The sequence below is a fragment of the Paenibacillus sp. NMA1017 genome (assembly GCF_058895805.1).
The window spans coordinates 71560-97663 of record NZ_JBZXYR010000014.1 but is presented as its reverse complement, the minus strand read 5'-3'; the positions used below and the strand labels follow the sequence as shown (position 1 = coordinate 97663).

Below are 26104 nucleotides of genomic sequence, written 5' to 3'. Positions count from 1 at the left end.
CCCTTGTCCTTTGCGGCACAAACGAAAAAAGAGCTTACGATGATTGAAAGCCAGTCCTGCTGTGAGAAAGCGGAACTATCTGCGCTCATACGTATGCTCGGATCCGTACAACTGTCGAATAAAAGGGTGATATTGGACGTGTCCACAGAAAATGCCGCGATTGCAAGGCGGATTTACTCCTTGATCAAGAAGCATTTTCAACTTCATATCGAACTGCTTGTACGGAAAAAAATGCGCTTGAAAAAAAATAATGTGTACATTGTTCGTATTCCCAATGGTGTGCAACAACTGCTAAAGGATCTTTATATCGTCTCAGAAGGTTTCTTGTTCACTGACGGGATTAATCGGGATATCGTTCGGAAAAACTGTTGTAAGAGGGCTTATTTGCGAGGCGCCTTTATGGCAGGTGGCTCTGTCAACAATCCTGAAGGATCGTCTTACCACCTTGAAATTTCTTCGATGTATGAGGAACATTGTCAGGCACTCGTTGATCTTGCGAATGAGTTTCACCTAAATGCTCGCTGTATTGAGCGAAAAAAAGGTTTTATTCTCTACATCAAGGAAGGCGAGAAGATCATTGAGCTGCTTAGCATCATTGGGGCGCATCAAGCCTTGTTCAAATTTGAAGATGTACGCATTATGCGCGATATGCGCAATTCCGTAAATCGCATTGTCAATTGTGAAACGGCTAATTTGAACAAGACAATCGGAGCTGCTGTCCGGCAAATTGAGAATATTAAGTTGCTGGAGAGGGAAGTTGGTTTGGAAACCTTGCCGGATAAACTGCGTGAAGTGGCAGAAATTCGGCTCGCTCATCCCGATTTAAATTTGAAAGAAGTCGGGGAAATGCTCAAAGGGGTCGTGAGTAAATCGGGTGTAAATCATCGACTTCGCAAAATTGATGAGATGGCTGACAAAATCAGGGGCGAAAATGGCCTGATTCCGTAAAAAGAGTGCCCGTGGGGCTTTCAGCCCCGGTTTTTTTAGTTTTTTTTCTAGTGTCTGTCCCGGGTTAATGTTATAATGTGATAAATAAAATGGAGTAAGTAGTGTCCAGATTTATTTGATGAGGGGGTAAGCTGACATGTCAAAACATCCGGTAGTCGTACGCTTGAAAACAGGACTGCACGCCAGACCTGCTGCGTTGTTCGTACAGGAAGCGAATAAATATTCATCTGAGATTTTTGTGGAAAAAGATGACAAAAAGGTTAATGCCAAGAGCATCATGGGTATTATGAGTCTTGCCATCAGTACAGGTACTGAAATCAATATTAGTGCTGAAGGTGCGGACGCCGAACAGGCTGTAAACGCTTTAGTAAGTCTGGTTAGTAAGGTAGAGCTGGAAAATCAATAAACAAAGATTTACTTTGTAATATGGTGTATGCTCTTAGCGAAAAGCCCCTTTGGGGCTTTTTTTGTATCCAGAAAAAAGTCTTCGAACACTCCTACGTTAACTGTCCTTATGTGTGATGTGTGATTTGTTGAATATAGAGACTGTATGAAGTTCAAACTATAATCACTAAAATCCCCGTGGTTATGCTCTGTTTCGTAAATTTGTACGCTTGGCTGCAACCTTTTTCCGTCTTTTCCGTCTGGAAGGTACAAACATTTACAAGAAAGAGGTTGAATTCAATGAGACTTTGGACAAAAACAGTAGCCACGGCAGTTCTCGCAGGAGCATTAATGGCAGGGGGAGTAGCAGGAGGATTATGGACAGGGGCAGATCGTGCTTATGCTGCGTCAACAGCTTCGACGGTAAACGGTGTAATTAATGTGACTGGAAGCGGGGAAGTATTGGCGAAGCCCGATATTGCTTATCTCTCTATCGGTGTACAATCGGAAGGCAATACGGCAGCCGCTGCTCAAAAAGCCAATGCTACAAAATTGAACAAGGTTACACAACTGCTGAAAGAAAAGTGGAGCATCAGCGGAGATGACATTCAGACCAGCCAATTTTATGTACAGCCTAACTACACCTATAACGAAAAAGAAGGGCAGAAGCTCAAAGGCTATACTGCCAACCATACACTTTCCGTCAAATACCGCGATTTGGATAAAATAGGTCAGTTGTTGGATGAGGCGACCAAGTCAGGAGCCAATAACGTAGATAATGTACGTTTTTCCGTGGAAGATCCTTCGACTTATGAAGAAGAAGCCATTACTAAGGCATTGGGAAGTGCACAATCTAAAGCCAGTGCTGTAGCTAAAGCAGCCAAACGGGGGTTAGGTGCTCTTGTGAGTGTGACGGTAGATGGCGGAGAAGCACAAGTCTTTACACAACGTGAAAATGCCATGTCAAAATCGCTCTTGGATGTAGCAGGTGGCGGGACAGAGATACAATCGGGGCAAGTAACAGTGAATGTGCAGGTATCGGCTCAATACGAAATGAACTAATACAGATCATCAAACGAAGCCACAAGCGGCCTGCATCATGCGCAGGCTGGCTTGCTGGCTCTTTTTTATATACCGAAACCTTTTTGTAATGAGTCTGTCATAGCTAAGGGTTATTAGGTGTACAGATTGAAATCGGAGAGTGTACAGATTGTAAACTACATACAATGGGGTATAGATATAATAAGAAAAGTGATTATTTACACATAGACAATACAGAAATAATAACAGGAGGAATACTTAATATGAGTAAGCATACGAAAAAATGGGGTTCAGCACTGCTGGCGGCAGGGATTTTCGCAGGAGTCACAGCTGTTCCCGTTTCCTATATCCAGGCAGCATCAACCCAACAGCAGCAAGTGACAACACAGCAACCAGGAATCACCATCCAATGGAATGGTAAAACATTGCCTGCTAAAGGTGTTCAAGTGAACGGGAGTACTATGATTCCGGTGGCCGCACTGCGTGACAGCCTGGGGATTCCAGTAAGCTATGATGCGAAAACAGCGACATATACCGTAGGTAGCGGTTACAATAAACTTTACATTATGGCTTCTTCCTCAGATGCCTACGTCAACGTCAATGGAATCAATACACGTAGCATGGATGCCAAACAGATCGCTGGGAAGCTATACATTCCTATGAGTCTGCTGAAAGACTATCTAGGCATAGATGCTCAATGGAATGCAGCTCAGAAAACAGTAACGCTGAGTAAAAGCCAGCTAAATCCGATCACAATTGTGCCTCAAACACTTCCCGCTTCGAGTAATGCGAAGGTGTCCTACAAGATTAAGTATCCGCAAATCAGCGGCAGCCAGCTGAATCCTGAGGCTCAACAGGCTATTAACAACGTGCTTAAAAAGCATGCAGAGGGTATATTGGCAGCAGGCAAAAAGATAATGGCTGAGGGAGAGGCTACGACAGAAAGACCGTATGAGTTCGGAAATGATTTTGCGATTGCCTATAACAAAGATGGTATTCTGAGTGTAATTATGCAGGATTACTCGTATACGGGTGGCGCACATGGCATGACGGCACGTAAAGGATATACGTTCTCGCTCGCTGATGGTAAACTGCTGCAGTTGTCTGACGTATTGAAGGCGAATCCAAATTACAAAAAGTTCCTCAATGCTGATTTGAAGAAAAAAATCGATGCGCTTCAGGCTGGGGAAGGATTCGGCAAATTTAAAGAGCTGGCGGCCGATCAGAATTTTTATGTGACGAACAGTGGAGTAACAATCGTGTTTGATTTGTATGATTATGCGCCATACGCGTATGGAATTCCGGAGTTTACCTACTCGTTCGGTCAACTGCTGCCTCAAGGCGGAAAGCCTTTTGTGGGACAGATTTAATAGTAGAAATGAATAAGCTCGATTGTCTATACCCCAAAAAAACAAAGCAAAAAAGCTGCCTACCGGATACGAACATCCGGGGCAGCTTTTTCATTTACCAGCTATCAAGAGGTGAATTTCTTTCTTATACACCTTCTGGAGAGGAGCTAGTTAGCACTTTATCAATAATACCGTATTCCTTGGCATCATCAGCGGACATGAAGTAGTCACGATCTGTATCTTTTTCAATGCGTTCCAGTGGTTGGCCTGTGCGATCTGCGAGAATGCGGTTCAATTTATCACGCATTTTCAGAATGCGGCGTGCACGGATTTCAATATCCGTTGCCTGGCCTTGTGCACCACCCAGTGGTTGATGAATCATAATTTCACTGTTTGGCAAAGCGAAACGTTTACCTTTGGCGCCTGCATTCAGCAAGAACGCGCCCATGGAAGCTGCCATACCTACGCAAATCGTAGATACGTCAGGTTTAATGTATTGCATCGTATCGAAAATGGCCATACCAGCTGTAATGGAACCGCCAGGACTGTTAATATACAAGTGAATATCTTTTTCAGGATCTTCGGCAGCCAAAAACAGCATTTGAGCAATAATAGAGTTGGCTACAACGTCATTGACGTCCGAGCCTAACAAAATAATGCGATCCTTCAACAGTCTGGAATAAATGTCATAGGCGCGTTCGCCGCGGTTACTTTGTTCTACTACCATAGGAACATAGCTCACGTCAAAAAACCTCCCTTAAATATCGTTAGTGGATTTGGTGGACATGCCGATTACACGTCCCTTATTTATAAACTGTTACCGTATTAACCACATGATAAACAATTTCAAACAAAAAGTCAAAGAAAGTCAAACTAATGATTAAAAAAAAGAGCCCTCAGCGCTCTTATTGGTTAAAACATTATATAGAAGCATTTATGCGTTCATTTAAAATGGCGCGCCCGCGAGGAATCGAACCTCGATCTCAGGCTCCGGAGGCCTACGTCATATCCGTTGGACCACGGGCGCACAATTGGAAACAAAGATGATTATATGATATACGGCATTGAATTGCAAGCTTTTATTACGTGCGCATATTCACATATAAAGTTGAGAAATATAGGTTCAGATAGACTTGCATGTGGAGCAAATATTGGTTAAGATATACGTGGGACTTAAAAAGTTATCCCGGGACGTTTTAAGACCAGTTAAAGATAGAGCATTAGAGACAGAACTTAGAAGTGTGCGGGAGTGGAAAGCATGCGAAAGATATTAGAAATACAGAAGCAGCTTCTGCCCGACCTCATGGATGTTTTGAAAAAAAGGTACACGATCCTGCATCAGATTATGCTGTCCGATGTTGTTGGACGCAGAACACTGGCAGCTTCACTGAACATGACCGAGCGCGTATTGCGCGCCGAAACCGATCTTCTTAAAGCTCAGGGGCTAATTGAGATTGAGAGTGTAGGCATGAAGGTGAGCAAAGCAGGACTGGATCTGCTGGAACAGCTGGAGCCGATTGCGAACAACTTGTTCGGCCTGTCCCAATTGGAGGACCAGATTCGTCAAGCCTATGGTTTGAGGAAGGTGGTTGTCGTTCCAGGGGATTCGGATGCTTCTCCGTTAACAAAGCAGGAGCTAGGGCGCGCTGGAGCAAAAGCGTTGCTGAGTGTTATGGATGACGAGGATGTGGTCGCTGTAACAGGTGGCACGACGATTGCCGACGTGGCGGAACAACTGGCACTACCTTCTAATGGCCCACTTAAGGGTGGGTGGTTTGTACCGGCACGCGGGGGTTTGGGAGAAAGCATGGAAATGCAGGCCAACACAATTGCTTCCACAATGGCTCGCAAGGTAGGCGCTCAATACCGTCTGCTCCATGTACCGGATTTGCTCAGCAATCATGCTTACAACTCCTTGCTTGAAGATACGAACATTCAGGATATATTGAACCTGATTCGCGAGAGTCGTATCATCATTCACGGGATAGGCAACGCCATAGCAATGGCACATAGACGTAAACTTGATCCCGAAACCTTTGCCCAGATCAGCAGTGAAGGGGCCGTTGCCGAATCGTTTGGTTATTACTTTAACGAAGATGGCGTCGTTGTTCACAGAATGCTGACGCTTGGACTCCGATTGGAGGACATTAGGCGTACCGATACCGTTCTAGGTGTAGCTGGAGGCAAGAGCAAGGCAGCCGCTATTCATGCGGTACTGCGTTTCGGGCAAGAGGATATTCTAGTCACTGACGAAGGCGCTGCTGTTGAGATTGTAAGTCGTTATTTAAATGATTAATATAGGATTTATGAATAGTGTTGTCTTGACGGGCTTTCGGGTCTGTCTTGAATATATAAAACTAAACTAAACGAACTTTGGGAGGAACTCACTCATGACAGTTAAAGTTGGTATTAACGGTTTCGGACGTATTGGACGCCTTGCTTTCCGCCGGATTCAAAACGTGGAAGGTATTGAAGTAGTAGCAATCAATGACTTGACAGATTCCAAAATGTTGGCACATTTGTTGAAATATGATACAACACAAGGTACTTTCCAAGGAGAAGTAGAAGTACATGACGGCTTCTTCAAAGTAAACGGTAAAGAAGTTAAAGTTTTGGCTAACCGCAACCCTGAAGAACTGCCTTGGGGAGACCTGGGTGTAGACATCGTTCTGGAATGCACAGGTTTCTTCACAACTAAAGAAGCTGCTGAGAAACATTTGAAAGGCGGCGCTAAAAAAGTTGTTATCTCCGCTCCAGCTACTGGCGACATGAAAACTGTCGTTTATAACGTAAACCATGAAATTCTGGACGGTACTGAAACTGTAATCTCCGGTGCTTCTTGCACAACAAACTGCCTGGCTCCTATGGCTAAAACACTGCAAGACAAATTCGGTATCATCGAAGGTTTGATGACTACAATTCACGCTTACACTGGCGACCAAAACACTTTGGATGCTCCACATGCTAAAGGTGACTTCCGTCGTGCTCGCGCAGCAGCAGAAAACATCATTCCTAACACAACTGGTGCTGCAAAAGCCATCGGTCTGGTAATTCCTGAACTGAAAGGTAAACTGGATGGCGCGGCTCAACGTGTTCCAGTAGCAACTGGTTCCCTGACTGAGCTGGTAACAGTTCTGGAGAAAAACGTAACTGCTGAAGAAATCAACGCAGCGATGAAAGAAGCTTCCGATCCTGATACTTTTGGATACACTGAAGATCAAATCGTTTCTTCCGACATCAAAGGTATCACTTTCGGTTCTTTGTTTGATGCAACTCAAACTAAAGTTCTGACTGTTGGCGACAAACAACTGGTGAAAACTGTAGCTTGGTATGACAACGAAATGTCCTACACTGCACAATTGATCCGCACGTTGGAATACTTCGCAAAACTGGCTAAATAAGAACAGTCTTATTGAGCAATAACATAGAGCGGAAACAGGTTATTGTTTCCGCTCTTTATATATCAAAATGTGCCTTAAATTCCTGTTTCGTAAAATTATAAGGGTGCGGAGGAATATGGAGATGAACAAAAAGAGCGTACGTGATATAGAACTGAATGGAAAACGGGTGTTTGTTCGTGTAGATTTTAACGTTCCGGTTGAAGACGGTAAAATTACGGATGACAAGCGTATTCGTGAAACCTTGCCAACCATTAACTACCTGATTGAAAAAGGTGCAAAAGTTATTTTGGCGAGTCACTTTGGACGTCCAAAAGGTCAGGTTGTTGAATCCATGCGTCTGACTCCTGTTGGCGTACGTTTGTCTGAACTGCTGAAAAAGCCAGTAGTTAAAGTGGACGAAGCGGTAGGCGAAGCTGTTAAAGCGAAAGTGGCTGAACTGCAAAACGGCGACGTGCTGTTGCTTGAAAATGTACGTTTCTATGCAGGAGAAGAAAAGAATGATCCTGAGTTGGCGAAGCAATTTGCTGAATTGGCTGACGTTTTCGTGAATGACGCATTCGGCGCAGCACACCGTGCTCATGCTTCCACAGAAGGTATCGCTCATATTCTTCCGGCTGTTTCCGGCTTGCTGATGGAAAGAGAATTGTCTGTTATTGGTAAAGCTCTGTCGAATCCAGACCGTCCTTTTACAGCCATTATCGGCGGTTCCAAAGTAAAAGACAAAATCGACGTGATCGACAACCTGCTGAACATTGCAGATAACGTAATCATTGGTGGCGGTTTGACTTATACATTCTTCAAAGCTCAAGGTCATGAAGTGGGTCAATCTTTGCTGGATGAATCCAAACTGGACGTAGCTCTTGGTTTTATCGAAAAAGCGAAGAAACTCGGCAAAAACTTCTATCTTCCGGTTGATATTGTTGTATCTGACGATTTCAGCGCTACGGCGAACACAGACATTGTTGATATCGACGGTATTCCTGCAGCTTGGGAAGGCGTGGACATCGGACCGAAAACACGTAAAATCTATGCAGATGTGATCAAAAACTCCAAACTGGTTGTATGGAACGGACCAATGGGCGTATTTGAAATCGAGCCTTTCGCTGGTGGTACTCGTGAAGTAGCGGAAGCTTGCGCAACAACTGAAGCATACACCATCATTGGTGGCGGTGATTCTGCGGCTGCGGCTGAAAAATTCCACTTGGCTGACAAAATGGATCATATCTCCACGGGCGGCGGCGCATCACTGGAATTTATGGAAGGCAAAGCACTTCCGGGTGTTGTTGCACTGAACGATAAATAATCAAACGCACTATGCGTCAATAAAGCTTTAGGGCACCTAATAGTTAGGAGTTGAAACCATTGAGAACACCGATTATCGCGGGTAACTGGAAGATGTTTAAAACCGTACCAGAAGCTAAAACTTTCATCGAAGAGATCAAAGGCAAAGCAGAAGTTGCAGGAGTGGAAAGCGTGATTTGCGCACCATTTACGAATCTTCCTGCTCTGGTTGAAGCAGTAAAAGGCACGTCTATTAAAATTGGCGCGCAAAACCTGCACTTTGCAGAAGATGGTGCATTTACAGGTGAAATTAGCGGTGGAATGCTGAAAGATCTGGGCGTAGACTACGTTGTGATCGGACACTCCGAGCGTCGTGAATATTTTAATGAAACAGACGAAACGGTGAACAAAAAGGTTCATGCGGCATTCCGTCATGGCCTGACTCCAATCGTATGTGTAGGCGAAAAGCTGGAAGATCGTGAAGCTGGACAAACCAAAGAGGTTGTAAAAGTGCAAACTGTAGCAGCTTTTGCTGGTTTGGCTAAGGATCAGGCTGCACAAGTAGTTGTTGCTTATGAGCCAATCTGGGCCATCGGAACAGGCAAATCCTCCACTTCGCAGGATGCGAATGAAGTGATTTCCTATATCCGTAGTCTGATTAAAGAGCTGTATGATGAAAATACAGCAAATGCTGTACGTATTCAGTACGGTGGCAGTGTAAAACCTGAAAATGTTACTGAGTACCTGGGTCAAAGCGATATCGACGGCGCGCTCGTGGGCGGTGCCAGTCTTCAACCGGCGTCGTACATCGCGCTTGTTGAGGGGGCGAAGTAAGATGACAGCACCAAAACCGGTAGCTTTAATCATTATGGACGGGTTCGGACTGCGTGACACCGTGGAAGGCAATGCGGTTGCACAGGCCAACAAACCGAATTACGACCGGTATTTACAACAATATCCTCATACAACGCTGACGGCTTCTGGCGAAGCAGTAGGTTTGCCGGAAGGACAAATGGGTAACTCTGAAGTGGGTCACTTGAACATCGGCGCAGGCCGAATCGTATATCAAGACTTGACTCGTATTTCGAAGTCCATTCGTGAAGGTGAGTTCTACGACAATGAAACACTGGTTAAAGCAGTGCAACATGCCAAGAAGAACAACACGAAACTTCACCTGTACGGACTTCTGTCCGACGGCGGCGTGCATAGCCATATCAGCCATCTGTTCGCTATGCTGGACTTAGCGAAAAAAGAAGGTTTAACCGAAGTGTACATTCATGCTTTCATGGATGGACGCGATGTTATGCCTGACAGCGGCGTAGGCTTCATGCAGCAGCTGATCGCTAAAATCCAAGAAGTGGGCATAGGTAAAATTGCGACTGTACAAGGACGCTATTATGCTATGGACCGCGACAAACGTTGGGAACGTGTAGAGAAATCTTACCGTGCAATCGTATACGGAGAAGGCCCTCAATACACAGATCCAATGGAAGCATTGAAAGAATCGTATGAAAAATCAGTGTTCGACGAATTTGTGGAGCCGACTGTTATTGTGAAGGCTGACGGAAGTCCTGTAGGGCTGGTCGAAAGCAATGACTCTGTCATCTTCCTCAATTTCCGCCCTGACCGTGCGATTCAACTGTCTCAGGTATTTACAAACGCGGACTTCCGTGGTTTTGACCGTGGCCCGAAATGGCCTACAGGTTTGCACTTTGTTTGCTTGACGCTGTTCAGCGAAACGGTTGAAGGCTTTGTAGCTTACGAACCGAAAAACCTGGATAACACGTTTGGTGAAGTGTTGGTTCAAAACAACAAAAAGCAATTGCGTATTGCTGAGACTGAAAAATATCCGCACGTTACTTTCTTTTTCAGTGGCGGACGTGATGTGGAGCTTCCTGGCGAAACTCGTATTTTGATCAACTCGCCTAAAGTGGCTACATATGACTTGCAGCCGGAAATGAGTGCGTATGAAGTAGCGGATGCTGCTGTCAAGGAAATCGAAGCCGACAAGCATGATGCGATTATCCTGAACTTTGCCAATCCGGATATGGTTGGACACTCCGGTATGCTGGAGCCAACGATTAAGGCGGTAGAGACGACGGATGAATGTGTTGGACGTGTTGTAGATGCGGTTAAAGCCAAAGGCGGCGTGGTTATTATCATTGCTGACCATGGTAACGCGGATATGGAGATTGATGAGCAGGGACGTCCGTTCACAGCTCACACAACGAATCCGGTTCCGTTCATTTTGACTGACGAAAATATCGTTTTGCGTGAGCATGGAATACTGGCTGACGTAGCTCCAACGCTTCTGGATTTGATGCAACTTCCGCAACCTGCGGAAATGACAGGAAAATCTATGATTGCATCCCGCAAGTAAGCTTGATTTAATAAGTATAGGCATGACCAATAAATCATGATTCACAAAGGAGATTAAGTACAAATGACTATTATTTCTGACGTGTACGCTCGCGAAGTCCTCGACTCCCGTGGTAACCCTACGGTTGAAGTTGAAGTATATCTGGAATCCGGTGCTATCGGTAGTGCAATCGTTCCTTCCGGTGCCTCCACTGGCGCTCACGAAGCTGTAGAGCTTCGTGATAACGACAAATCCCGTTACCTGGGTAAAGGCGTTCTGCAAGCTGTTAAAAACGTGAATGAAATTATTGCTCCTGAAGTAATCGGCTTGGATGCTGTGAACCAAGTAGAAATCGACACACTGATGATCAAATTGGATGGTACACATAACAAAGGTAAATTGGGTGCAAACGCAATTCTGGCTGTATCCATGGCTGTAGCTCGCGCTGCTGCTGAAGCTCTGGGCTTGCCACTGTACACTTACCTGGGCGGATTCAATGCTAAACAATTGCCAGTACCAATGATGAACATCGTTAACGGTGGCGCTCATGCCGATAATAACGTTGACGTACAAGAGTTCATGGTTCTGCCTGTAGGCGCTCCTACATTCAAAGAAGCTCTGCGTGTTGGCGCAGAAATCTTCCACAACCTGAAATCCGTACTGAACTCCAAAGGTTTGAACACAGCTGTTGGTGATGAAGGTGGTTTTGCTCCTAACTTCAAATCTAACGAAGAAGCTCTGTCCACTATTATCGAAGCGATCGAAAAAGCTGGTTACAAACCAGGCGTTGACGTATTCCTCGGTATGGACGTTGCTTCCACTGAGTTCTTCAAAGATGGAAAATACACTTTGGAAGGCGAAGGCAAATCCTTCACTTCTGCTGAGTTCGTTGACCTGCTTGCTTCTTGGGTTGATAAATACCCAATCATCACTATTGAAGATGGTTGCTCCGAAGATGACTGGGAAGGTTGGAAATTGCTCACTGAAAAATTGGGCAACAAAATCCAATTGGTTGGTGACGACCTGTTCGTAACAAACACAGAGCGTCTGGCTAAAGGTATCGATGAAAACATCGGTAACTCCATCCTGATCAAAGTAAACCAAATCGGTACGTTGACTGAAACATTCGATGCTATCGAATTGGCTAAACGCGCAGGATACACAGCTGTTATCTCTCACCGTTCCGGTGAATCCGAAGACAGCACAATCGCTGATATCGCGGTTGCAACAAATGCAGGCCAAATTAAAACAGGTGCTCCTTCCCGTACTGACCGTATTGCGAAGTACAACCAATTGCTCCGCATTGAGGATCAACTGGGTGAACTGGCTCAATACCACGGCCTGAAATCTTTCTACAACCTGAAAAAATAATATTGCGGAAAAATGCTGATGGCGTCTCTTGACTCATGGTTTATGATCATGAAGTCTAAACGCTCAAAGCTTTTACGTATGAATAAAACAGACCTACTCGCTACCGCGAGCAGGTCTGTTTTTTGTTAATATGGTTGTGTAGGAGAATTTATAACTTTGCAAAGGCTTAATGGCTGAGTGACCTGCTATAGCTGTTGTTATCTACTGGAAGCTGTGGTAGAATAAAAATAGTGTTTTGCGTTAATTTCCGGCTATTTATAACATGATATGTACATGTTTTCATAAAAGACGCTGTGTTGTTTTGCAAAACAGATGTATAAGCTCAGGAGGTGGGATTTTTCATGGAAATCTTTTTGAAAGTGCTGCTCGTTGTGTTCTCGATTGCTGTTATTGCGGTTGTTTTACTGCAAAAGGGGAAAAGCGCAGGTTTGTCCGGTGCCATCTCTGGCGGTGCTGAGCATCTGTTCGGCAAGACAAAAGCTCGCGGTATGGATTTGATTTTACAACGCGCAACTGCTGTTTTGGGTGCGGGTTTCATGATCGTTTCTGTTTTAGTTGCATTTTTTGCAAAATAAGATAAATATGTACCTTAAGCCTTCGTTTCGCGGGAAACGGGGGCTTTTTTTAGATTTTGGACAGGCAGGGATGCCGTCGATTAAATTCGTGTATACTAGGGTATGAGTATATTAAGAGCCTTGTATTAGGAACAAGGGACAAGGACATGCGGATTTATTACTGAAAATTAAAGGTCACCCGAGGTGGACAATATTATGATAACAGAGCAACAACTACTCGATTTTATGCGCGAGACCGCATACAAACCCATGACTTACCAGGAGCTGGAGCAGCACTTTGATATTAAGGATGCGGAAGATTTCCGTGAATTTCTTAAGCTTTTGAATGCCTTGGAGGAAGAGGGAAAAGTTCTGCTGACCCGCACAAACCGTTATGGTGTGCCGGAACGAATGGATTTGCAACGTGGGCGTTTGCAGGCTCATGCCAAGGGATTCGCTTTTCTGATTCCAGAGGACCGGGAGCACCCGGATGTATATATTCATGCCAACGACTTAAAGAGTGCGATGAATGGAGATACGGTACTGGTAAGAGTGTCCTCGAAGGGACCTGCAGGCGGCCGATTGGAAGGCGAAGTTGTGCGTATTGTGAAGCGCGCAGTTCTTCAAGTAGTAGGTGTGTTTCAGAGCCACGAAGCATACGGTTTTGTTTTGCCGGATGATAAGCGTATTAACCGGGATATTTTCATTCCAAAAACAAGCTTCAATGGAGCTGTAAACGGTCAAAAGGTCGTTGTGCGTATTGTGAGCTACCCGGAAGGACGAGCAGCGGCGGAAGGTGAAGTGTTGGAGGTTTTGGGTCATAAAGATGATCCGGGCGTCGACATTTTGTCAGTTATTCGCAAGCATCAGCTTCCAGAAGCTTTTCCAGATGAAGTGACAGAGGAAGCGGAGAAGGCTCCCGACGCGATTACGGAAGAAGAGATTGTACGTCAGGGACGGCGCGATTTGCGTGATAAGATCATTGTTACCATTGATGGCGAGGACGCCAAAGACCTGGATGATGCTGTAAATGTAGAGCGCTTGCCGAACGGAAACTACCGTCTGGGCGTTCATATTGCCGACGTAGGGTATTATGTGCGTGAGAACTCCAAGCTGGATCAGGAGGCATATAACCGCGGTTGTAGCGTGTATTTGGTTGACCGTGTCATTCCTATGCTTCCACATCGACTTTCGAACGGAATATGTTCTTTGAATCCACAGGTGGATCGACTGACTTTATCCTGTGAGATGGAATTCAATGAGCATATGAAGGTTGTAAAGCATGATATTTTCACCAGTGTGATTAAAACGAAGGAACGGATGACGTACACTAACGTTCGCAAAATCCTCGAAGAGGAAGATGCTGAACTGATGGATCGGTACAAGGATCTCGTTGATGTATTCGGCACGATGAAGGAATTGGCATTGAAGCTGCGAGCTAATCGAATGCGCCGAGGTGCGGTTGATTTTGATTTTGATGAAGCTAAAGTGATTGTGGATAATGAAGGCAAAGCTGTAGATATTGTGAAGAGAGATCGTACGATAGCTGAACAAATCATTGAAGAGTTCATGCTGGCGGCCAATGAAACGGTAGCTGAACATTTCCATTGGCTCAAAGTACCTTTCTTGTACCGGATTCATGAGGACCCAGATCCAGAGAAGCTGCAAAACTTTATGGCTTTCGCAGCTAATTTTGGGCATCAGATCAAAGGTAGAGGGAATTCCATTCATCCGCGTGCACTGCAAACGTTGCTGGAAGACATTCAGGGTACGAAGGAGCAAACCGTGCTTAGCACGATGATGCTGCGTTCGATGAAGCAGGCAAAGTATGATGCGGAGTCGACAGGACATTTTGGATTGGCAGCGGAGTATTACTCTCATTTTACATCGCCGATTCGTCGTTACCCTGACTTGGTGATTCACCGTGTCATTCGTGAGGTATTGGAGAATGGCGGAGCTTTAACAGCCGAGCGCCAGGAATATTTGACAGCACGTATGCCTGATATTGCGCAGCAATCTTCCGAGCGTGAACGCGTGGCTGTGGATGCAGAACGTGATACAGAGCAGATGAAAAAGGCTGAATACATGCTGGACAAGGTTGGCGAGGAATTCGAGGGAATCATCAGCAGTGTAACCAGCTTTGGGATGTTCATTGAGCTGGATAATACCGTGGAGGGCCTGACGCGTCTGAGTGCGCTTACGGACGACTATTATCACTTTGACGAGCAGCATATGGCGTTGATTGGCGAACGCACCTCCAAGGTGTTCCGCATTGGGGATGAGGTAAAGGTTCGCGTCGCGCGTGTGAATATGGAAGATTACACAATTGACTTTGAACTCGTCGATATGAAGCAACGGCAACGCCGTGAACGGACGGGCGGTACAGGACAGGGCGGAGACTTTGCGCGTGGCGAGAGCCGTGGTAAAGGCAAAGGCCGTGAAGGGCGTGACCGCAAGGGCGGCAAGGACAAGACTGGCAAAGAGCGTAAAGGCAGTCGTGATGTTACCGGGAAGCCAAAAGAAGCTGGCGCTGGTAACGGAGGGATTAGCACCGCAGGCCGTTCAGGGCGCGGCGGTGGGAACGGGGCAGGAGCTGGTTCAGCTAGCAGCTTCGGCTTTGGCAGTGGCAAGGGCGGGTATAACTCGCCAGCATCCGGGGCAAGCAAGAGACGGAAGAAGACGTCTGCCAGCGGTATTTTCATCGGCGGAGCAGCTACACCAGGAAGTGATGCCAGACCAAACGGTGAAGGCGCAGCACGACGCAAACGGAAGAATAAGGGCGGAAGTGGCGGCAATAGCACCGCGGGCTTTGTGCGGAAAAAGAAGAAGTAGGTAGCTAGAGCTTACTTACTTTGAAGGCTGGAGCTTTCATTGCAGTGAATGAAGCTGATTTGAAGCATAGGTTATACGGGCGGTTTCTGTCTGCTGTATTGGATGGGAGCCGCTTGACTTTTCTTGCTTTTACCATCTAAAATTTGTTACAATATATTTCTAGGTGGCTCTTTGTAGCCGGATTTTGATGCCTGGATTTCAAGAGTGAATTACGTTATTCATAAGGAGTGGTATTCATGGGTAAGAAGGCAGACGGGAAAGTGCTCGCCCAGAACAAAAAAGCTTCCCATGACTATTTTATTGAGGACACTTACGAGGCGGGCATGGTGCTAACGGGAACAGAAATTAAGTCTCTACGGAATGGTCGCTCCAATATAAGTGATGCATTTGCTACGATCCGTAATGGCGAAATTCATATTCACAATATGCATATCAGTCCCTTTGAGCAAGGCAATCGTAATAATCCTACCGATCCGACGCGTACACGTAAGCTGCTGTTGCATAAAGAACAGATTCGCAAGCTTATCGGATTGTCTAAACAGGAAGGTTACACGATTGTACCGCTCAAGATTTATGTTCGTAATGGTTATGCCAAGCTTTTGCTCGGACTGGGTAGAGGTAAAAAGCAGTATGATAAACGTGATGCTGCCGCTAAACGCGATGCACAGCGTGATATCCAACGCGCTTTGCGTGAGAAGCAGAAAATTGCGAGATAAGTAGCTGTATTATTGGGTATGGTACAAATTACGTGGAGAAGTTACTTGTTCCTGTAATGGTGCTATTTTATAAGGCTTAAATAGCTTCATTTCGTTTCGTAATGACCTGTAATATGGTATACTAACGAAGTAGTCAGTTTTAAAGCTTTTAACTTTGTTCGAGTGTTGAATCCTAGGATTCAGCTTTTGATATTATGCATGCTTATGCTCCGGTATTTCCGGATTTATCCGTGGGGCCCTTTTATAATAAGGGGGCGTTTATGGATTCGACGGGGATAGTTCGAGCATGGGTAGCGGGTAGTGGGGACGCGTCCGCTTCATCAACGCTAAAGCCTATTAAACGGCAAACAACAAAACAACTACGCTTTCGCAGCCTAAGAAACTGTGTGCGTGCTTCTACCCAGCATCGTCCATGTGACTGGGATAGGGGCTAACAAATAGTGGAATACGCTGTCTCATCTCCGCCTGCGGTGAGCTGAAGAAGATAATCAGGCTGACCCGAAGGGAATCCGGTGACAGGGAGTTTCTAGGGTGACATCAAAACTGTCACTACACCCGTAGAAGCTTATGTGTCGTTATCTTCGGACAGGGGTTCGACTCCCCTCGCCTCCATTGCTAAAAACCCTGTACGTGATATCAGCATCAAAACGGTTAATATCCTTTGATGGTTGGATAACTACACGGTCAACGTATTCCTGAAGGACTTGCTTCTTTTCGTCTTCATCGCCGGAAAGAAGTAAGTCCTTTTTACTTTCCAGAATTTTTAGGATTAAAGATTCATCCAATACAGATGTTTGTTTCATAATCTCAGCTTTTTGCAATTCATACTCAAGAGCCTCTTTCCGTTGTTCAGCCTGTTTAATGCTGTCGATAACGCTTTTTACACCTGCCCCTAAAGCTTCCATCCAGTTCGATATTTTCATATCCAATTCTTTTAATTCTTGCTTTATAGGCTCAATGTCATTTTCAGTTTGGTGTCTTTCTTTCTGGTACAGTTTCTGAACGCTTTGAACAATTTCGGCCATCCCATCAACGGAAAAACATTCTCCTAATAGATTTTTGATAGCAAGATGCTCAATGTCGTCTTTGCGAACATTTGTATTTCCACATTTCCCTTGGCACTTGTAATAGCTAAGAACTGTCTTTTCGCTGCTCTTAGGATTTGTATATGAATTTCCAGCATATAAAGCCCCGCAGTTTCCACAATAAATTTTACCTGTCAGTAAGTAGTTCACCTTAGCTTTCATCCTTCCTGGTTTACGTTTCCGCGCATTCTTCTTCTGGTTTACACGGTCCCATTGATCGGGTTGAATAATTGCCTGCACTGTTCCTGGGTTAATAACTTGTTGATCCAACGGTTTCTTATTATTCGTGTTACGTTTTCCTTCGTCATCCTTTGGTGCTGATGCGTCAAACACATAGTCACCTTTATATTTACGGTTTGAGGCCCAAGTGGCAAAGCTACTCTTTGTAAACTTACGTCCAGCTAGTGTCCTGAACCCCTGACCGTTAAGTATCTCAGCTATTTGTTCATTGGGTACATCCTTTTCGATGCAGTCAAAATAAATCTGTACGGCTCGATAACGGGCGGGATCAATAACAAGTTTACGGGTTTCTGGATCAATCTTTAACCCGTAAGGCGGCAGCCCGCCGTTATGAATGCCTTGCTCAGCATTTTCTCGCATACCTTTACGTACTTCACGTGCTAGATTCAAAGAGTAATATTCGGCCATACCCTCCAACACGGATTCAAGTACAACAGACTCAGGTGAGTTGTCCAGATGCTCAAGAACTGATTCCACTCGTACCCCATTTCGCTTTAATATTCTCTTATAGTGGGCACTGTCATATCGGTTGCGGGCAAAACGGTCCAGCTTATGTACAATAACCACATCAAAAAGATGTTTGGACGAATCCTGAATCATTCGTTGAAAGTTTGGGCGTTTATCCGTAGTGGCTGACTTTTCTTCGTCGGGGTACGAGTTTACTAATACATAACCTTTCTGTCGGCAGTATTCTTCAATTGCTCGCATTTGGGCAATTATAGATTCTTCACGTTGGTTGTCCGAGCTGTATCGTGGGTAGGCAACGGCTCGGATTAGCTTGCTAGATGTGGCCATTATTTAGCTTCACTCCAAACATATGTTCTGTATAAAGGTATATGTAAACAACCTTGCTGCCGAAAATGGCAAAGTTGATTTTAAGATTCTGGGAACAACTCAATAACACCGAGCGGATCAAACACAACAATATGCCGATCATCAGCCTTTACAGACAGGCCGTACTTTTCTGTAAAGCGGTCAATGGCTGCCTGTAAGAACTCTTCTGTGACTCCTAGATATTCGGAAAGATCATAACGGCCGGAGATGCGTGCATAATGGGCTTGTACAATTCTGTTCAGAGGTATCATGCACTGGTAGGCCCACTGTCGGGCACGCAGCTCCTGCTTGCGGTTACGTATGTCTTTCTGGTCAAGAATGTTGCCTGTACTGGTGTAGTGATGGCCGATCTCTTCAGCAAGAGTGCAGGCTTTCCCAACAGTAGTCGAGGTATACTTATTTACCCATACAATCCCATCTGAGTATAAACCTTTATTTCTAGGAAGCATTGGCATTTCGTAAACTTCTATGCTGTGTTTGTGGGCTTCTTCAAGAAGATTCTCGTATGTTGCCATGTCATCTGCCCTTTCGTTTTGACCTCACGAATTCTTTGAATCGTTCTATCTCATCCAGTTCTTCTTCTGTCCAGTCCTCTCCGTCGTGGTGAGCGGCTACGGTTTTAATTTCTGAGGAAAGTATGGCTTTTCCGGTATTTGGTTTAAGTATTGACTTATCATATCCCGCAGCTTCTAGTAAATCCTCACGACGAACTAAAATTTCGTAGGGGTTATATGCGGCCAGTTTCTCTATAAACTCGACGCCTGGTTGAGCCGTGCGAATGCCCATTAGATATTCGTCAAGTACATCAGAATCTACCCCGCTTGCTTTTGCAACTTCTTCAACTGGTTTCGATCCTACTACTATTCGTATGAAGCTCTCAAATTTAGAAAGCTCGAATCCATAGAGGACTCGCTCGACTGATACATTGAAGTAGTCAGCTACTTTTTGCATCTTATCTATAGAAGGTGAATTTTTGTCCCAGTTATATATGGCCCCATTTCCAAAACCTAATTCTTTTTCAAGCTTTGGTATGGACGTGTTGGCTTCCTTACATAAAACCCTAATATTTTCGACGATGCTCATATCAATTCTCCCTTATACAAAAATATAAAACTAAAATATTCGGGAAAACTGTTGACTACCCTAAAATATTCGGGTATATTAATCTCAACAGCTTAATTAACAGCAAAAAAGGCAATAAAAAACCAGAGGTCAAGTGACCCCAATTTAAAAAAATCGTTCCCCAACGACTTTATTTGGTTATGCCTTCTTTCTGATATTAGAATATTTTCTGTCTAGTGTCAAGAATTAAGCTGTTAATTTTACAGATTTCTACAAAGGAAGGTGAAAATATGCCGCACTACACAGAATTCGGAGCTGAGGCAAGAAAGATCATGTTTCAGCGCAATATCAAAATGAAGGATGTAGCTGAAGAGCTTGGTGTTTCAGTTACGTATGTGTCTGAAATCTTAAAAGGGACGCGTGAGGGTAAAAAGCAAAAGCCATTAATTGCTAAGCTTCTCGGTATGGAAAGCGAGGTGTGCTAATGAAAGCCCAAATTAATGCAACAGTCAGAACTGTTCCGCATCCTGAGCCGCAACGACTAATTGATCTATGGTCTCAAATTGTTTTAAAGGAGTTGCTTCAGCGCGAACAAGAAGGTGCTCTTAACAATGAAGAAAGTAATGTGAAAGGAGGTGAATAACTTGCCCCTACAAACATCTCGGCACTATGCCAGCGTGTGCGCCTTTTACTTGGATTGTGAAGCAAAAGCACGCCGTAATAAACGTTTCGGATCTATCAAGCATTACCGTAAGCAATACAAAAAGTACCGTAGCCTTCTGTACAAAGCGGTATACGAAAAGAACCCAACAGGGGTAGGAGCCTGTTAGGTTCAGCAACAAAAAAATATGATTGGCCTCATTATAACATGGGGCCGGAAGGATGGACAAATGAAAAATACAGGAATAGTTCGTAACCTTGATTCACTTGGTCGTATCGTCATCCCTATGGAGCTGCGTAAGACGCTGAAAATGGACGAGCACCAGCCTATTGAAATCTTTGTAAATGATTCTCAAATCATTCTCCAAAAGTATGCCCCTGGATGTTCACTTTGCGGCTTTGCAGATAGAAAGCTTGTCAAACTCTATCCGGACAAACTGGTTTGCACTGGATGTGTGGATATTATTGTGAGTAATCGGGACAAGTTCCATGACTCTGCCTTACCTGCAGAAGATTACGGACTTTAATTTCGGGATGGGAGGTAAGAAGGTTGAGAACTCTTACTGATTTGTTCGTTAGCGTTGCTAAGGCGGATTCAGCACGTATGGTTGCTGTTAACGCTGGCCTTATGAAGGCTGCCATTGCCAATAAGAAACGTCCGGGGTTTATCCAGGTTGCTCTAACTGATGTCGATGTTCAGGGTTTCATGCTAGGAGGTACGACAGTCGGTCTTATGGTCCTGATTGATCGGGAAGAATACGCAAAAATTGTAGCAGACCTATTGGAAGATAAGGAGCTGCCACAGTCGGAAAACAGGACAGCAGATGACGTCCAACTATAACCCCCACCTGGGGGATCGGGATGCAATCATTCAGGAGAATATGGGGCTTGTTTACTCTATCGCCAATAAGTTCATAGGTAGCTTGAATCAGAATTTTGGCCTTGATGATTTGGTTTCTGAGGGTGCGATTGGGCTGCTTAAAGCTTTTAAATCTTATGATCCCACTAAGGTAGAGGGAGGAATAAAATTTTCTACGTATGCTTACCGCCTGATTAAATGGAGTATTATGCAATTCATTCGCAATAAAGGAAGCTGCGTTAAAGTTCCTCCTTCTATTCTAAATACGATTAGCGCATTGAACAAATTGAACCTTGTTGATATTCCCCTAGAACTAATAGCTGAGCAGACGGGCTGCACGATAGAACACGCCAATAGGGTAACTCAACATGTAAATAGCTTCGGTGTGACTTCCTTGGATCAGCCAATAGGTGATAGTGATGAATCGACTTCACGAATTGATATGTTGGCAAGCGAAGCCGACTTTACCACTGTAAATGTGGAAGAGTTCATTAATTCTTTTGATCGTCGTGAACAGATTTTAATTCGCCGGCGCATGGACGGCGCGACACTTCAAACTATTGCAAATGAGATTGGTATATCGAAACCATATGCTTCTCAGCTCATGACTCGGATCGGTGAGCGTTTAAAAAAATACATGGAAAAGGGTGAGGGTGTGGCTGTATCAAGAAATGATGTTCGTCTATCGATTTTGGATGGAGTTGAGTGGTTTAGCAATATAGCTACCAGCAGTCCTTCTATTGGAATTAATAGCGCTGGTTTTTCAATAAACGGTCCTGCAGCAAAGGTGATGGGTCTTTCTGCTGGAGATTATGTGCAGGTCGGTTTCAATGATAAAAAGGCCCTTCTCATTTTTAAGAAAGCAAAGTCGGGTATTCTGCTCTCCAAGACCGTTGGAAAAAGCGGCAGCATTAGTGTAAATCGTAAGCGCTTGGGTTTTTGGCTAGAAAGTAAAGACATTGTTCACAAGCGATACGAACCGCAAGTATTTGAAGGTGAAGGAATCTATTACATTCAACTTGAACGGGCTAAGAAATGAGAGACCCCTATTTTGACGATATTCCGTGGGACATTATTACGGATGATTCTGGGGACGTGGTCGGTATAGTGTATACCTTGCTGCCTGAGCCTGACCCTAAAAGGGTTAAGCCAATTTATTTTCAGGGAGAGTGAACGGATAAATGAAGCTAGACAAAGAGTTAAACATTACCGGATATGCGCGTAACCAAGCAAGATCATCAAGCAACAATATAGCTGATCTCTTGAGCAAAATTGACCTGTCATCTGGCATGGTCCGAGATGGTCTGCTTGATGATCAATTATATATGGATTTTGTCATGAGGGCCAAAAAGGAAATTAAAGATAGCGTGTCTATGATCTATAGCTATCTACATTTGCAGGATGTTGAAGGTCATTATGACCAGGTTTTCACTCAGCCCAAATCAAAAGGAGATTGATTATATATGGCATGGTTCAGAGTTAATGTCGAAATCGGACGTTCAAAAGGCGAGTTAGAAATGGATCAGGTAGGCAACGAAAGTATAAAGTCCATTATTGAGGGTTTCTTTAGTGTTTTCGGTGCTAAGAAGTTCCCTGCTCCTATGAAAATCGAGGACAAGCCTGTAAAGGTGACAGTTAATCCTGCTCCTGAATTGAGTGATCTAGTGCTGCGGACAAAGGCCAAAGAGCCCGAAGGAATAAGCCGCAAAGTAAACTTGCTTAATTCTGAGCGGACACTATCGACTAGCTTAGGGGACAAGCTAGCTGAAGCATACAAATCTTTTGATCCAGATACTCTGCAAGCTATTTCTAATGCAACTGAATCCAATGAGGTAGAGCAGGCAAGTGTTACGCCAGATTGGTACAAAACAGGAATTAAGTATAAGGACGGTGTTCCACTTTATCGTTGCCGCTACTATTGCCAAAATCCTGAGTGCCGGAATAAAGGTAAGCATTATATCAAAGAAGATGAAACCGAAGTGAGCTGCCACAACTGCGGCGAACAACTGGAAGTCCGTCCAGCGGGTACGAACTATCCTTTGGAGCGAGACGAATGGGGAAACTTCTTTATTGCAGATGGACGAAAGGGTGAGCGCGTATGATCAAAATAAATAAGCTGGAAATCGAAAATGTCAAACGGGTCAAGGCTGTAAAAATTGAGCCAACCACATCGGGTCTGACCATTTTGGGTGGCAAGAACAAGCAGGGCAAAACGAGTGTGTTAGACTCCATTGCCTGGGCATTGGGTGGAAATAAATATCGTCCATCTCAAGCAGCCCGCGACGGTTCAGTGGTGCCGCCTTATCTCCACCTTACTCTTTCAAACGGCTTAGTCGTTGAGCGAAAGGGAAAGAACAGCGACCTGAAGGTCATCGATCCGAACGGCCAGAAAGGTGGCCAGCAGCTCCTAGATAGTTTCGTGGAAGAACTGGCTATTGATCTGCCCAAGTTTATGAATTCATCCAATAAAGAAAAGGCGAATATCCTCCTACGGATCATCGGCGTGGGGCAACAGCTTCATGAATTTGAGGTCAAGGAGCAAGAAATTTATAACCGCCGCCATGCTATTGGTCAGATTGCTGACCAAAAGGCCAAGTTTGCTAAAGAACAGGCATATTTCCCCGATGCTCCTAAAGAGCCCGTTTCTGCGTCGGAGTTAATTCGACAACAGCAGGAAATTCTGGCGCGGAACGGCGAGAATCAACTCAAGCGTCAACGTGTAACACAGATTCAGACGGAGTTCGAGCAACAAGGACGTGAGGTAGTAAGACTAACGGCAATACTTAATGCCGCTCAGGAAAAATATACCCAATTACAAACTGATCTGGGTATTGCTCAAAAAGATGCCCTTGACCTCAAGGACGAATCAACTGAGGCCTTAGAGGCTAACATCCGACAAATCGACGAGATCAACAGAAGGGTTAGAACCAATCTGGACAAAGATAAGGCCGAAACGGACGCTAGTGATTACCGTGTGCAATATGACCAGTTGACTACCGAGATTAACGGGATTCGTCATCAAAAAACGGAGCTGCTGACTAATGCAAATCTGCCGCTGCCTGGCTTGTCTGTAGCAGATGGTGAGCTGATTTACGAAGGTCAGCAATGGGACAACATGAGCGGAGCGGATCAGCTTAAGGTTTCCACGGCCATCGTTCGCAAGCTGAAACCAGAATGCGGCTTTATTCTGTTGGACAAGCTCGAACAAATGGATCTGGAGAGCCTGAACGAGTTCGGCCAATGGCTTGAACAGGAAGGACTACAGGCCATCGCAACCCGTGTAAGCACTGGGGAAGAATGCTCCATCATTATTGAGGACGGATACGTTGCGGGGCAGGAAGGTATTCAATTACAGCAGCCACCGGGCGAGATCGATCCGGGCCCCACATGGAAAGCAGGTGAATTTTAATGCAAGTGATCAGCGGTAAAGTTCTGAAAGCCAAGAAGGTTGTCATTTACGGGCCGGAGGGGATCGGAAAATCCTCTTTGGCTGCACATTTCCCGCGTCGTGTATTTATCGACACTGAGGGTAGCACGACCGAAATGGATGTGGAACGTTTGGAGAAGCCTTCAAGCTGGGAAATGCTCAAGCAGCAAGTGCAATGGGTTAAGCAACAAGGAAGCCGGTTCGGTTCCTTAATCATCGACACCATTGATTGGGCAGAAATGCTTTGTGTAAATAGCGTAAGTGCAGCCCACGGCAAAAACGGGGTTGAGGATTTTGGTTTTGGCAAAGGGTATGTTTACGTTGCAGAAGAGATAGGACGCTTCCTGAACTTTCTTCAAGACGTGGTTGATTCTGGTATCCACGTTGTGTTGATCGCTCATTCTCAGATCGTCAAATTTGAGCAGCCAGACGAAATGGGAGCTTATGACCGCTATCAACTCAAGCTTGGACAAAAGACAGGTTCAAGAACAGCGCCACTCGTTAAGGAATGGGCTGACATGGTTCTGTTCATCAATTATAAAACCTTCAGCGTTGCAACTGATAAGGATGGTAAGAAGAATAAGGCTCAAGGCGGGGTACGCACCGTATACGCCAATCATCACCCGGCATGGGACGCCAAAAACCGTCAGGGGCTACCAGATGAATTTCCATTGGACTATTCCTATATTGCTCATATCTTCAACGAGACTGTCCAACCTGTTGCTAATCCAGCGCCGGCTCCGGTTCACACTGCTACGCCTACGGTACAGAAAGCGCCGCCAATGGTAGAGGCAAGCCCTCCGCCGCAACCTCAACCGGAGCAACCACAACAGCCAACAAACAGCACGCCGGGGCCTGATCAACAATTGAATCCTAATATTCCTCGCTCTCTGCGTGATCTTATGGTTCAACATCAGGTAACGGAAAATGAAATTCAGTTGGTAGTTTTCCAAAGAAATTATTACCCCGTAGATACTCCAATCACCAATTATGATCCTGGCTTTGTTGAGGGTGTACTGGTAGGGGCATGGCCGCAAGTGTACCAAATGATTCAAGATATACGCAATAAAATTCCATTTTCATAATTTCATAACATATAGGAGGAATTATACATGAGTCAAAATACGGAAAGAGAACTGGGTTGGGACGACGAGATTCAAAAGGATGGGGGAGATGGCTTTGTTCTGCTCCCTCCTGGCGATTACAATTTCACGGTATCCAATTTTGAGCGCGGACGTTTCGGCGGTAGCGATAAAATGCCAGCTTGCAATCAAGCGAAGATGGAGATTACAGTTCACTCTCCAGAACATGGTGATGTGGTGTTAACCCATAACTTGTTATTGCACAGCAAAACAGAGGGCTTTCTTTCGAATTTCTTTGCTGGTGTCGGTCTCAAGAAGAAAGGGGAACCTCTTAAAATGAACTGGCCTGCAACGCTAGGACGTCGGGGGCGTCTGAAACTTGAGACTCGCAATTATACCTACAAAGGCGAGGCGCGTTCTAGCAACGAGATTAAGACTTTCTATGCTCAAGACGAAGTTTTGCCACAGGGGGGCTACCAACAGCAACCACAGCAGACGTATCAGCAACAACCACAATATAACCAAACTTCTCAATATAATCAGCAGGCGCAACATCAAGCCCCATTCCCAACTGGTCAACAGCAGGGTGGAGGCTTCACGCCGGGCCAGTTTTAGGGGG

27 protein-coding genes, 1 tRNA gene, 1 other RNA gene and 1 pseudogene are annotated in these 26104 nt (G+C 45.0%); 25 read left to right on the top strand and 5 right to left on the bottom strand.

All coding sequences use genetic code 11. From position 1 onward, the window contains the following. Positions 1–3: 3 nt before the first annotated feature. From whiA to AC5ELV_RS23745, 4 genes are all read left to right on the top strand, one after another. A complete protein-coding gene (whiA, locus tag AC5ELV_RS23760) occupies positions 4–948 on the top strand; it encodes a DNA-binding protein WhiA (RefSeq protein WP_013308256.1) in 945 nt (314 codons plus the stop codon). Between the two features lie 136 nt (positions 949–1084). Beyond that, positions 1085–1354, top strand: coding sequence for an HPr family phosphocarrier protein (locus AC5ELV_RS23755; RefSeq protein WP_013308257.1), 270 nt, complete (start codon positions 1085–1087; stop codon positions 1352–1354). Positions 1355–1632: 278 nt separating this feature from the next. Further along, complete coding sequence (locus tag AC5ELV_RS23750) at positions 1633–2394, top strand: SIMPL domain-containing protein (RefSeq protein WP_493432154.1); 762 nt, start codon at positions 1633–1635, stop codon at positions 2392–2394. Between the two features lie 242 nt (positions 2395–2636). Further along, a complete protein-coding gene (locus tag AC5ELV_RS23745) occupies positions 2637–3743 on the top strand; it encodes a PdaC/SigV domain-containing protein (protein WP_493432153.1) in 1107 nt (368 codons plus the stop codon). A 124-nt stretch (positions 3744–3867) separates the two neighbouring features. Here AC5ELV_RS23745 and clpP read toward each other — a convergent pair whose 3' ends face one another. Continuing rightward, a complete protein-coding gene (gene clpP / locus AC5ELV_RS23740) occupies positions 3868–4464 on the bottom strand; it encodes an ATP-dependent Clp endopeptidase proteolytic subunit ClpP (RefSeq protein ID WP_013368815.1) in 597 nt (198 codons plus the stop codon). A 210-nt stretch (positions 4465–4674) separates the two neighbouring features. Next, a tRNA-Arg gene (locus tag AC5ELV_RS23735) sits at positions 4675–4749 on the bottom strand. A gap of 231 nt (positions 4750–4980) precedes the next feature. Here AC5ELV_RS23735 and AC5ELV_RS23730 point away from each other — a divergent pair. From AC5ELV_RS23730 to ssrA, 10 genes are all read left to right on the top strand, one after another. After that, on the top strand, positions 4981–6018 hold the full coding sequence (locus AC5ELV_RS23730) for a sugar-binding transcriptional regulator (RefSeq protein ID WP_341162575.1): 1038 nt from the start codon (positions 4981–4983) through the stop codon (positions 6016–6018). A gap of 94 nt (positions 6019–6112) precedes the next feature. Then, a complete protein-coding gene (gene gap / locus AC5ELV_RS23725; RefSeq protein WP_013308262.1) occupies positions 6113–7123 on the top strand; it encodes a type I glyceraldehyde-3-phosphate dehydrogenase in 1011 nt (336 codons plus the stop codon). A 121-nt stretch (positions 7124–7244) separates the two neighbouring features. Continuing rightward, positions 7245–8426, top strand: a complete 1182-nt coding sequence (locus AC5ELV_RS23720; protein ID WP_307353703.1) for a phosphoglycerate kinase — start codon at positions 7245–7247, stop codon at positions 8424–8426. 59 nt (positions 8427–8485) lie between these two features. Continuing rightward, complete coding sequence (gene tpiA, locus AC5ELV_RS23715) at positions 8486–9238, top strand: triose-phosphate isomerase (protein WP_013308264.1); 753 nt, start codon at positions 8486–8488, stop codon at positions 9236–9238. Between the two features lies 1 nt (position 9239). Further along, on the top strand, positions 9240–10784 hold the full coding sequence (gene gpmI / locus AC5ELV_RS23710) for a 2,3-bisphosphoglycerate-independent phosphoglycerate mutase (RefSeq protein ID WP_493432152.1): 1545 nt from the start codon (positions 9240–9242) through the stop codon (positions 10782–10784). Between the two features lie 63 nt (positions 10785–10847). Beyond that, complete coding sequence (gene eno / locus AC5ELV_RS23705; protein ID WP_013308266.1) at positions 10848–12134, top strand: phosphopyruvate hydratase; 1287 nt, start codon at positions 10848–10850, stop codon at positions 12132–12134. Positions 12135–12475: 341 nt separating this feature from the next. Next, a complete protein-coding gene (gene secG, locus AC5ELV_RS23700; protein ID WP_013308268.1) occupies positions 12476–12709 on the top strand; it encodes a preprotein translocase subunit SecG in 234 nt (77 codons plus the stop codon). Positions 12710–12904: 195 nt separating this feature from the next. After that, complete coding sequence (gene rnr / locus AC5ELV_RS23695) at positions 12905–15520, top strand: ribonuclease R (RefSeq protein ID WP_493432151.1); 2616 nt, start codon at positions 12905–12907, stop codon at positions 15518–15520. A 236-nt stretch (positions 15521–15756) separates the two neighbouring features. Further along, complete coding sequence (gene smpB / locus AC5ELV_RS23690; protein ID WP_013308270.1) at positions 15757–16236, top strand: SsrA-binding protein SmpB; 480 nt, start codon at positions 15757–15759, stop codon at positions 16234–16236. A 250-nt stretch (positions 16237–16486) separates the two neighbouring features. Beyond that, positions 16487–16851, top strand: a transfer-messenger RNA (tmRNA) gene (ssrA, locus tag AC5ELV_RS23685). On the opposite strand, the gene AC5ELV_RS23680 is transcribed toward ssrA, so the two are convergent. The 3 genes and pseudogenes from AC5ELV_RS23680 to AC5ELV_RS23670 all read right to left on the bottom strand — a co-directional run. Next, on the bottom strand, positions 16812–18356 hold the full coding sequence (locus AC5ELV_RS23680; protein WP_493432150.1) for a recombinase family protein: 1545 nt from the start codon (positions 18354–18356) through the stop codon (positions 16812–16814). The genes ssrA and AC5ELV_RS23680 overlap by 40 nt on opposite strands. Positions 18357–18436: 80 nt before the next feature. Beyond that, positions 18437–18910, bottom strand: a complete 474-nt coding sequence (locus tag AC5ELV_RS23675; RefSeq protein WP_493432149.1) for an ImmA/IrrE family metallo-endopeptidase — start codon at positions 18908–18910, stop codon at positions 18437–18439. A gap of 1 nt (position 18911) precedes the next feature. Further along, positions 18912–19019 (bottom strand): annotated as a pseudogene (locus AC5ELV_RS23670) (helix-turn-helix domain-containing protein); the annotation flags it as partial. A 728-nt stretch (positions 19020–19747) separates the two neighbouring features. On the opposite strand from AC5ELV_RS23670, the gene AC5ELV_RS23665 reads away from it, so the two are divergent. From AC5ELV_RS23665 to AC5ELV_RS23615, 11 genes are all read left to right on the top strand, one after another. Then, complete coding sequence (locus AC5ELV_RS23665) at positions 19748–19942, top strand: helix-turn-helix domain-containing protein (RefSeq protein WP_493432148.1); 195 nt, start codon at positions 19748–19750, stop codon at positions 19940–19942. Next, the gene (locus tag AC5ELV_RS23660) at positions 19942–20100 is read left to right on the top strand and encodes a hypothetical protein (protein ID WP_493432147.1); all 159 of its coding nucleotides are present in this window, start codon (positions 19942–19944) and stop codon (positions 20098–20100) included. Before AC5ELV_RS23665 ends, AC5ELV_RS23660 begins: the two co-directional genes overlap by 1 nt. 1 nt (position 20101) lies before the next feature. Next, positions 20102–20287 carry a hypothetical protein gene (locus AC5ELV_RS23655; protein ID WP_493432146.1) on the top strand — a complete coding sequence of 62 codons (186 nt, stop codon included), beginning with the start codon at positions 20102–20104 and terminating at the stop codon, positions 20285–20287. Between the two features lie 60 nt (positions 20288–20347). Beyond that, on the top strand, positions 20348–20644 hold the full coding sequence (locus tag AC5ELV_RS23650; RefSeq protein ID WP_493432145.1) for an AbrB/MazE/SpoVT family DNA-binding domain-containing protein: 297 nt from the start codon (positions 20348–20350) through the stop codon (positions 20642–20644). A gap of 23 nt (positions 20645–20667) precedes the next feature. After that, positions 20668–20958 carry a hypothetical protein gene (locus tag AC5ELV_RS23645; RefSeq protein ID WP_493432144.1) on the top strand — a complete coding sequence of 97 codons (291 nt, stop codon included), beginning with the start codon at positions 20668–20670 and terminating at the stop codon, positions 20956–20958. After that, entirely contained in the window at positions 20942–22015 is a 1074-nt protein-coding gene (locus AC5ELV_RS23640; RefSeq protein ID WP_493432143.1) for a sigma-70 family RNA polymerase sigma factor, read from the top strand. Before AC5ELV_RS23645 ends, AC5ELV_RS23640 begins: the two co-directional genes overlap by 17 nt. Before the next feature lie 142 nt (positions 22016–22157). Next, entirely contained in the window at positions 22158–22433 is a 276-nt protein-coding gene (locus tag AC5ELV_RS23635) for a hypothetical protein (protein WP_342419225.1), read from the top strand. Positions 22434–22439: 6 nt separating this feature from the next. Beyond that, a complete protein-coding gene (locus tag AC5ELV_RS23630; RefSeq protein ID WP_493432142.1) occupies positions 22440–23078 on the top strand; it encodes a hypothetical protein in 639 nt (212 codons plus the stop codon). Continuing rightward, positions 23075–24385 (top strand): AAA family ATPase, encoded by a 1311-nt coding sequence (locus tag AC5ELV_RS23625; protein WP_493432141.1) that lies wholly within the window; start codon positions 23075–23077, stop codon positions 24383–24385. The genes AC5ELV_RS23630 and AC5ELV_RS23625 overlap by 4 nt, the downstream gene beginning before the upstream one ends. Next, entirely contained in the window at positions 24385–25488 is a 1104-nt protein-coding gene (locus AC5ELV_RS23620; protein WP_493432140.1) for an ATP-binding protein, read from the top strand. The genes AC5ELV_RS23625 and AC5ELV_RS23620 overlap by 1 nt, the downstream gene beginning before the upstream one ends. Positions 25489–25515: 27 nt before the next feature. After that, a complete protein-coding gene (locus tag AC5ELV_RS23615) occupies positions 25516–26100 on the top strand; it encodes a hypothetical protein (RefSeq protein ID WP_493432139.1) in 585 nt (194 codons plus the stop codon). Positions 26101–26104 lie beyond the last annotated feature (4 nt).

Bases quoted from the DNA above. Each gene is read 5' to 3' on its own strand.
- AC5ELV_RS23630 (WP_493432142.1), top strand. From the start codon at position 22,440: ATGGCATGGTTCAGAGTTAATGTCGAAATCGGACGTTCAAAAGGCGAG.
- AC5ELV_RS23635 (WP_342419225.1), top strand. From the start codon at position 22,158: ATGAAGCTAGACAAAGAGTTAAACATTACCGGATATGCGCGTAACCAA.
- AC5ELV_RS23680 (WP_493432150.1), bottom strand. From the start codon at position 18,356: ATGGCCACATCTAGCAAGCTAATCCGAGCCGTTGCCTACCCACGATAC.
- AC5ELV_RS23650 (WP_493432145.1), top strand. From the start codon at position 20,348: ATGAAAAATACAGGAATAGTTCGTAACCTTGATTCACTTGGTCGTATC.
- AC5ELV_RS23745 (WP_493432153.1), top strand. From the start codon at position 2,637: ATGAGTAAGCATACGAAAAAATGGGGTTCAGCACTGCTGGCGGCAGGG.
- smpB (WP_013308270.1), top strand. From the start codon at position 15,757: ATGGGTAAGAAGGCAGACGGGAAAGTGCTCGCCCAGAACAAAAAAGCT.
- AC5ELV_RS23755 (WP_013308257.1), top strand. From the start codon at position 1,085: ATGTCAAAACATCCGGTAGTCGTACGCTTGAAAACAGGACTGCACGCC.
- rnr (WP_493432151.1), top strand. From the start codon at position 12,905: ATGATAACAGAGCAACAACTACTCGATTTTATGCGCGAGACCGCATAC.
- AC5ELV_RS23625 (WP_493432141.1), top strand. From the start codon at position 23,075: ATGATCAAAATAAATAAGCTGGAAATCGAAAATGTCAAACGGGTCAAG.
- AC5ELV_RS23730 (WP_341162575.1), top strand. From the start codon at position 4,981: ATGCGAAAGATATTAGAAATACAGAAGCAGCTTCTGCCCGACCTCATG.
- AC5ELV_RS23640 (WP_493432143.1), top strand. From the start codon at position 20,942: ATGACGTCCAACTATAACCCCCACCTGGGGGATCGGGATGCAATCATT.
- gap (WP_013308262.1), top strand. From the start codon at position 6,113: ATGACAGTTAAAGTTGGTATTAACGGTTTCGGACGTATTGGACGCCTT.
- AC5ELV_RS23720 (WP_307353703.1), top strand. From the start codon at position 7,245: ATGAACAAAAAGAGCGTACGTGATATAGAACTGAATGGAAAACGGGTG.
- AC5ELV_RS23615 (WP_493432139.1), top strand. From the start codon at position 25,516: ATGAGTCAAAATACGGAAAGAGAACTGGGTTGGGACGACGAGATTCAA.
- AC5ELV_RS23660 (WP_493432147.1), top strand. From the start codon at position 19,942: ATGAAAGCCCAAATTAATGCAACAGTCAGAACTGTTCCGCATCCTGAG.
- AC5ELV_RS23620 (WP_493432140.1), top strand. From the start codon at position 24,385: ATGCAAGTGATCAGCGGTAAAGTTCTGAAAGCCAAGAAGGTTGTCATT.
- AC5ELV_RS23665 (WP_493432148.1), top strand. From the start codon at position 19,748: ATGCCGCACTACACAGAATTCGGAGCTGAGGCAAGAAAGATCATGTTT.
- gpmI (WP_493432152.1), top strand. From the start codon at position 9,240: ATGACAGCACCAAAACCGGTAGCTTTAATCATTATGGACGGGTTCGGA.
- AC5ELV_RS23675 (WP_493432149.1), bottom strand. From the start codon at position 18,910: ATGGCAACATACGAGAATCTTCTTGAAGAAGCCCACAAACACAGCATA.
- eno (WP_013308266.1), top strand. From the start codon at position 10,848: ATGACTATTATTTCTGACGTGTACGCTCGCGAAGTCCTCGACTCCCGT.
- secG (WP_013308268.1), top strand. From the start codon at position 12,476: ATGGAAATCTTTTTGAAAGTGCTGCTCGTTGTGTTCTCGATTGCTGTT.
- AC5ELV_RS23750 (WP_493432154.1), top strand. From the start codon at position 1,633: ATGAGACTTTGGACAAAAACAGTAGCCACGGCAGTTCTCGCAGGAGCA.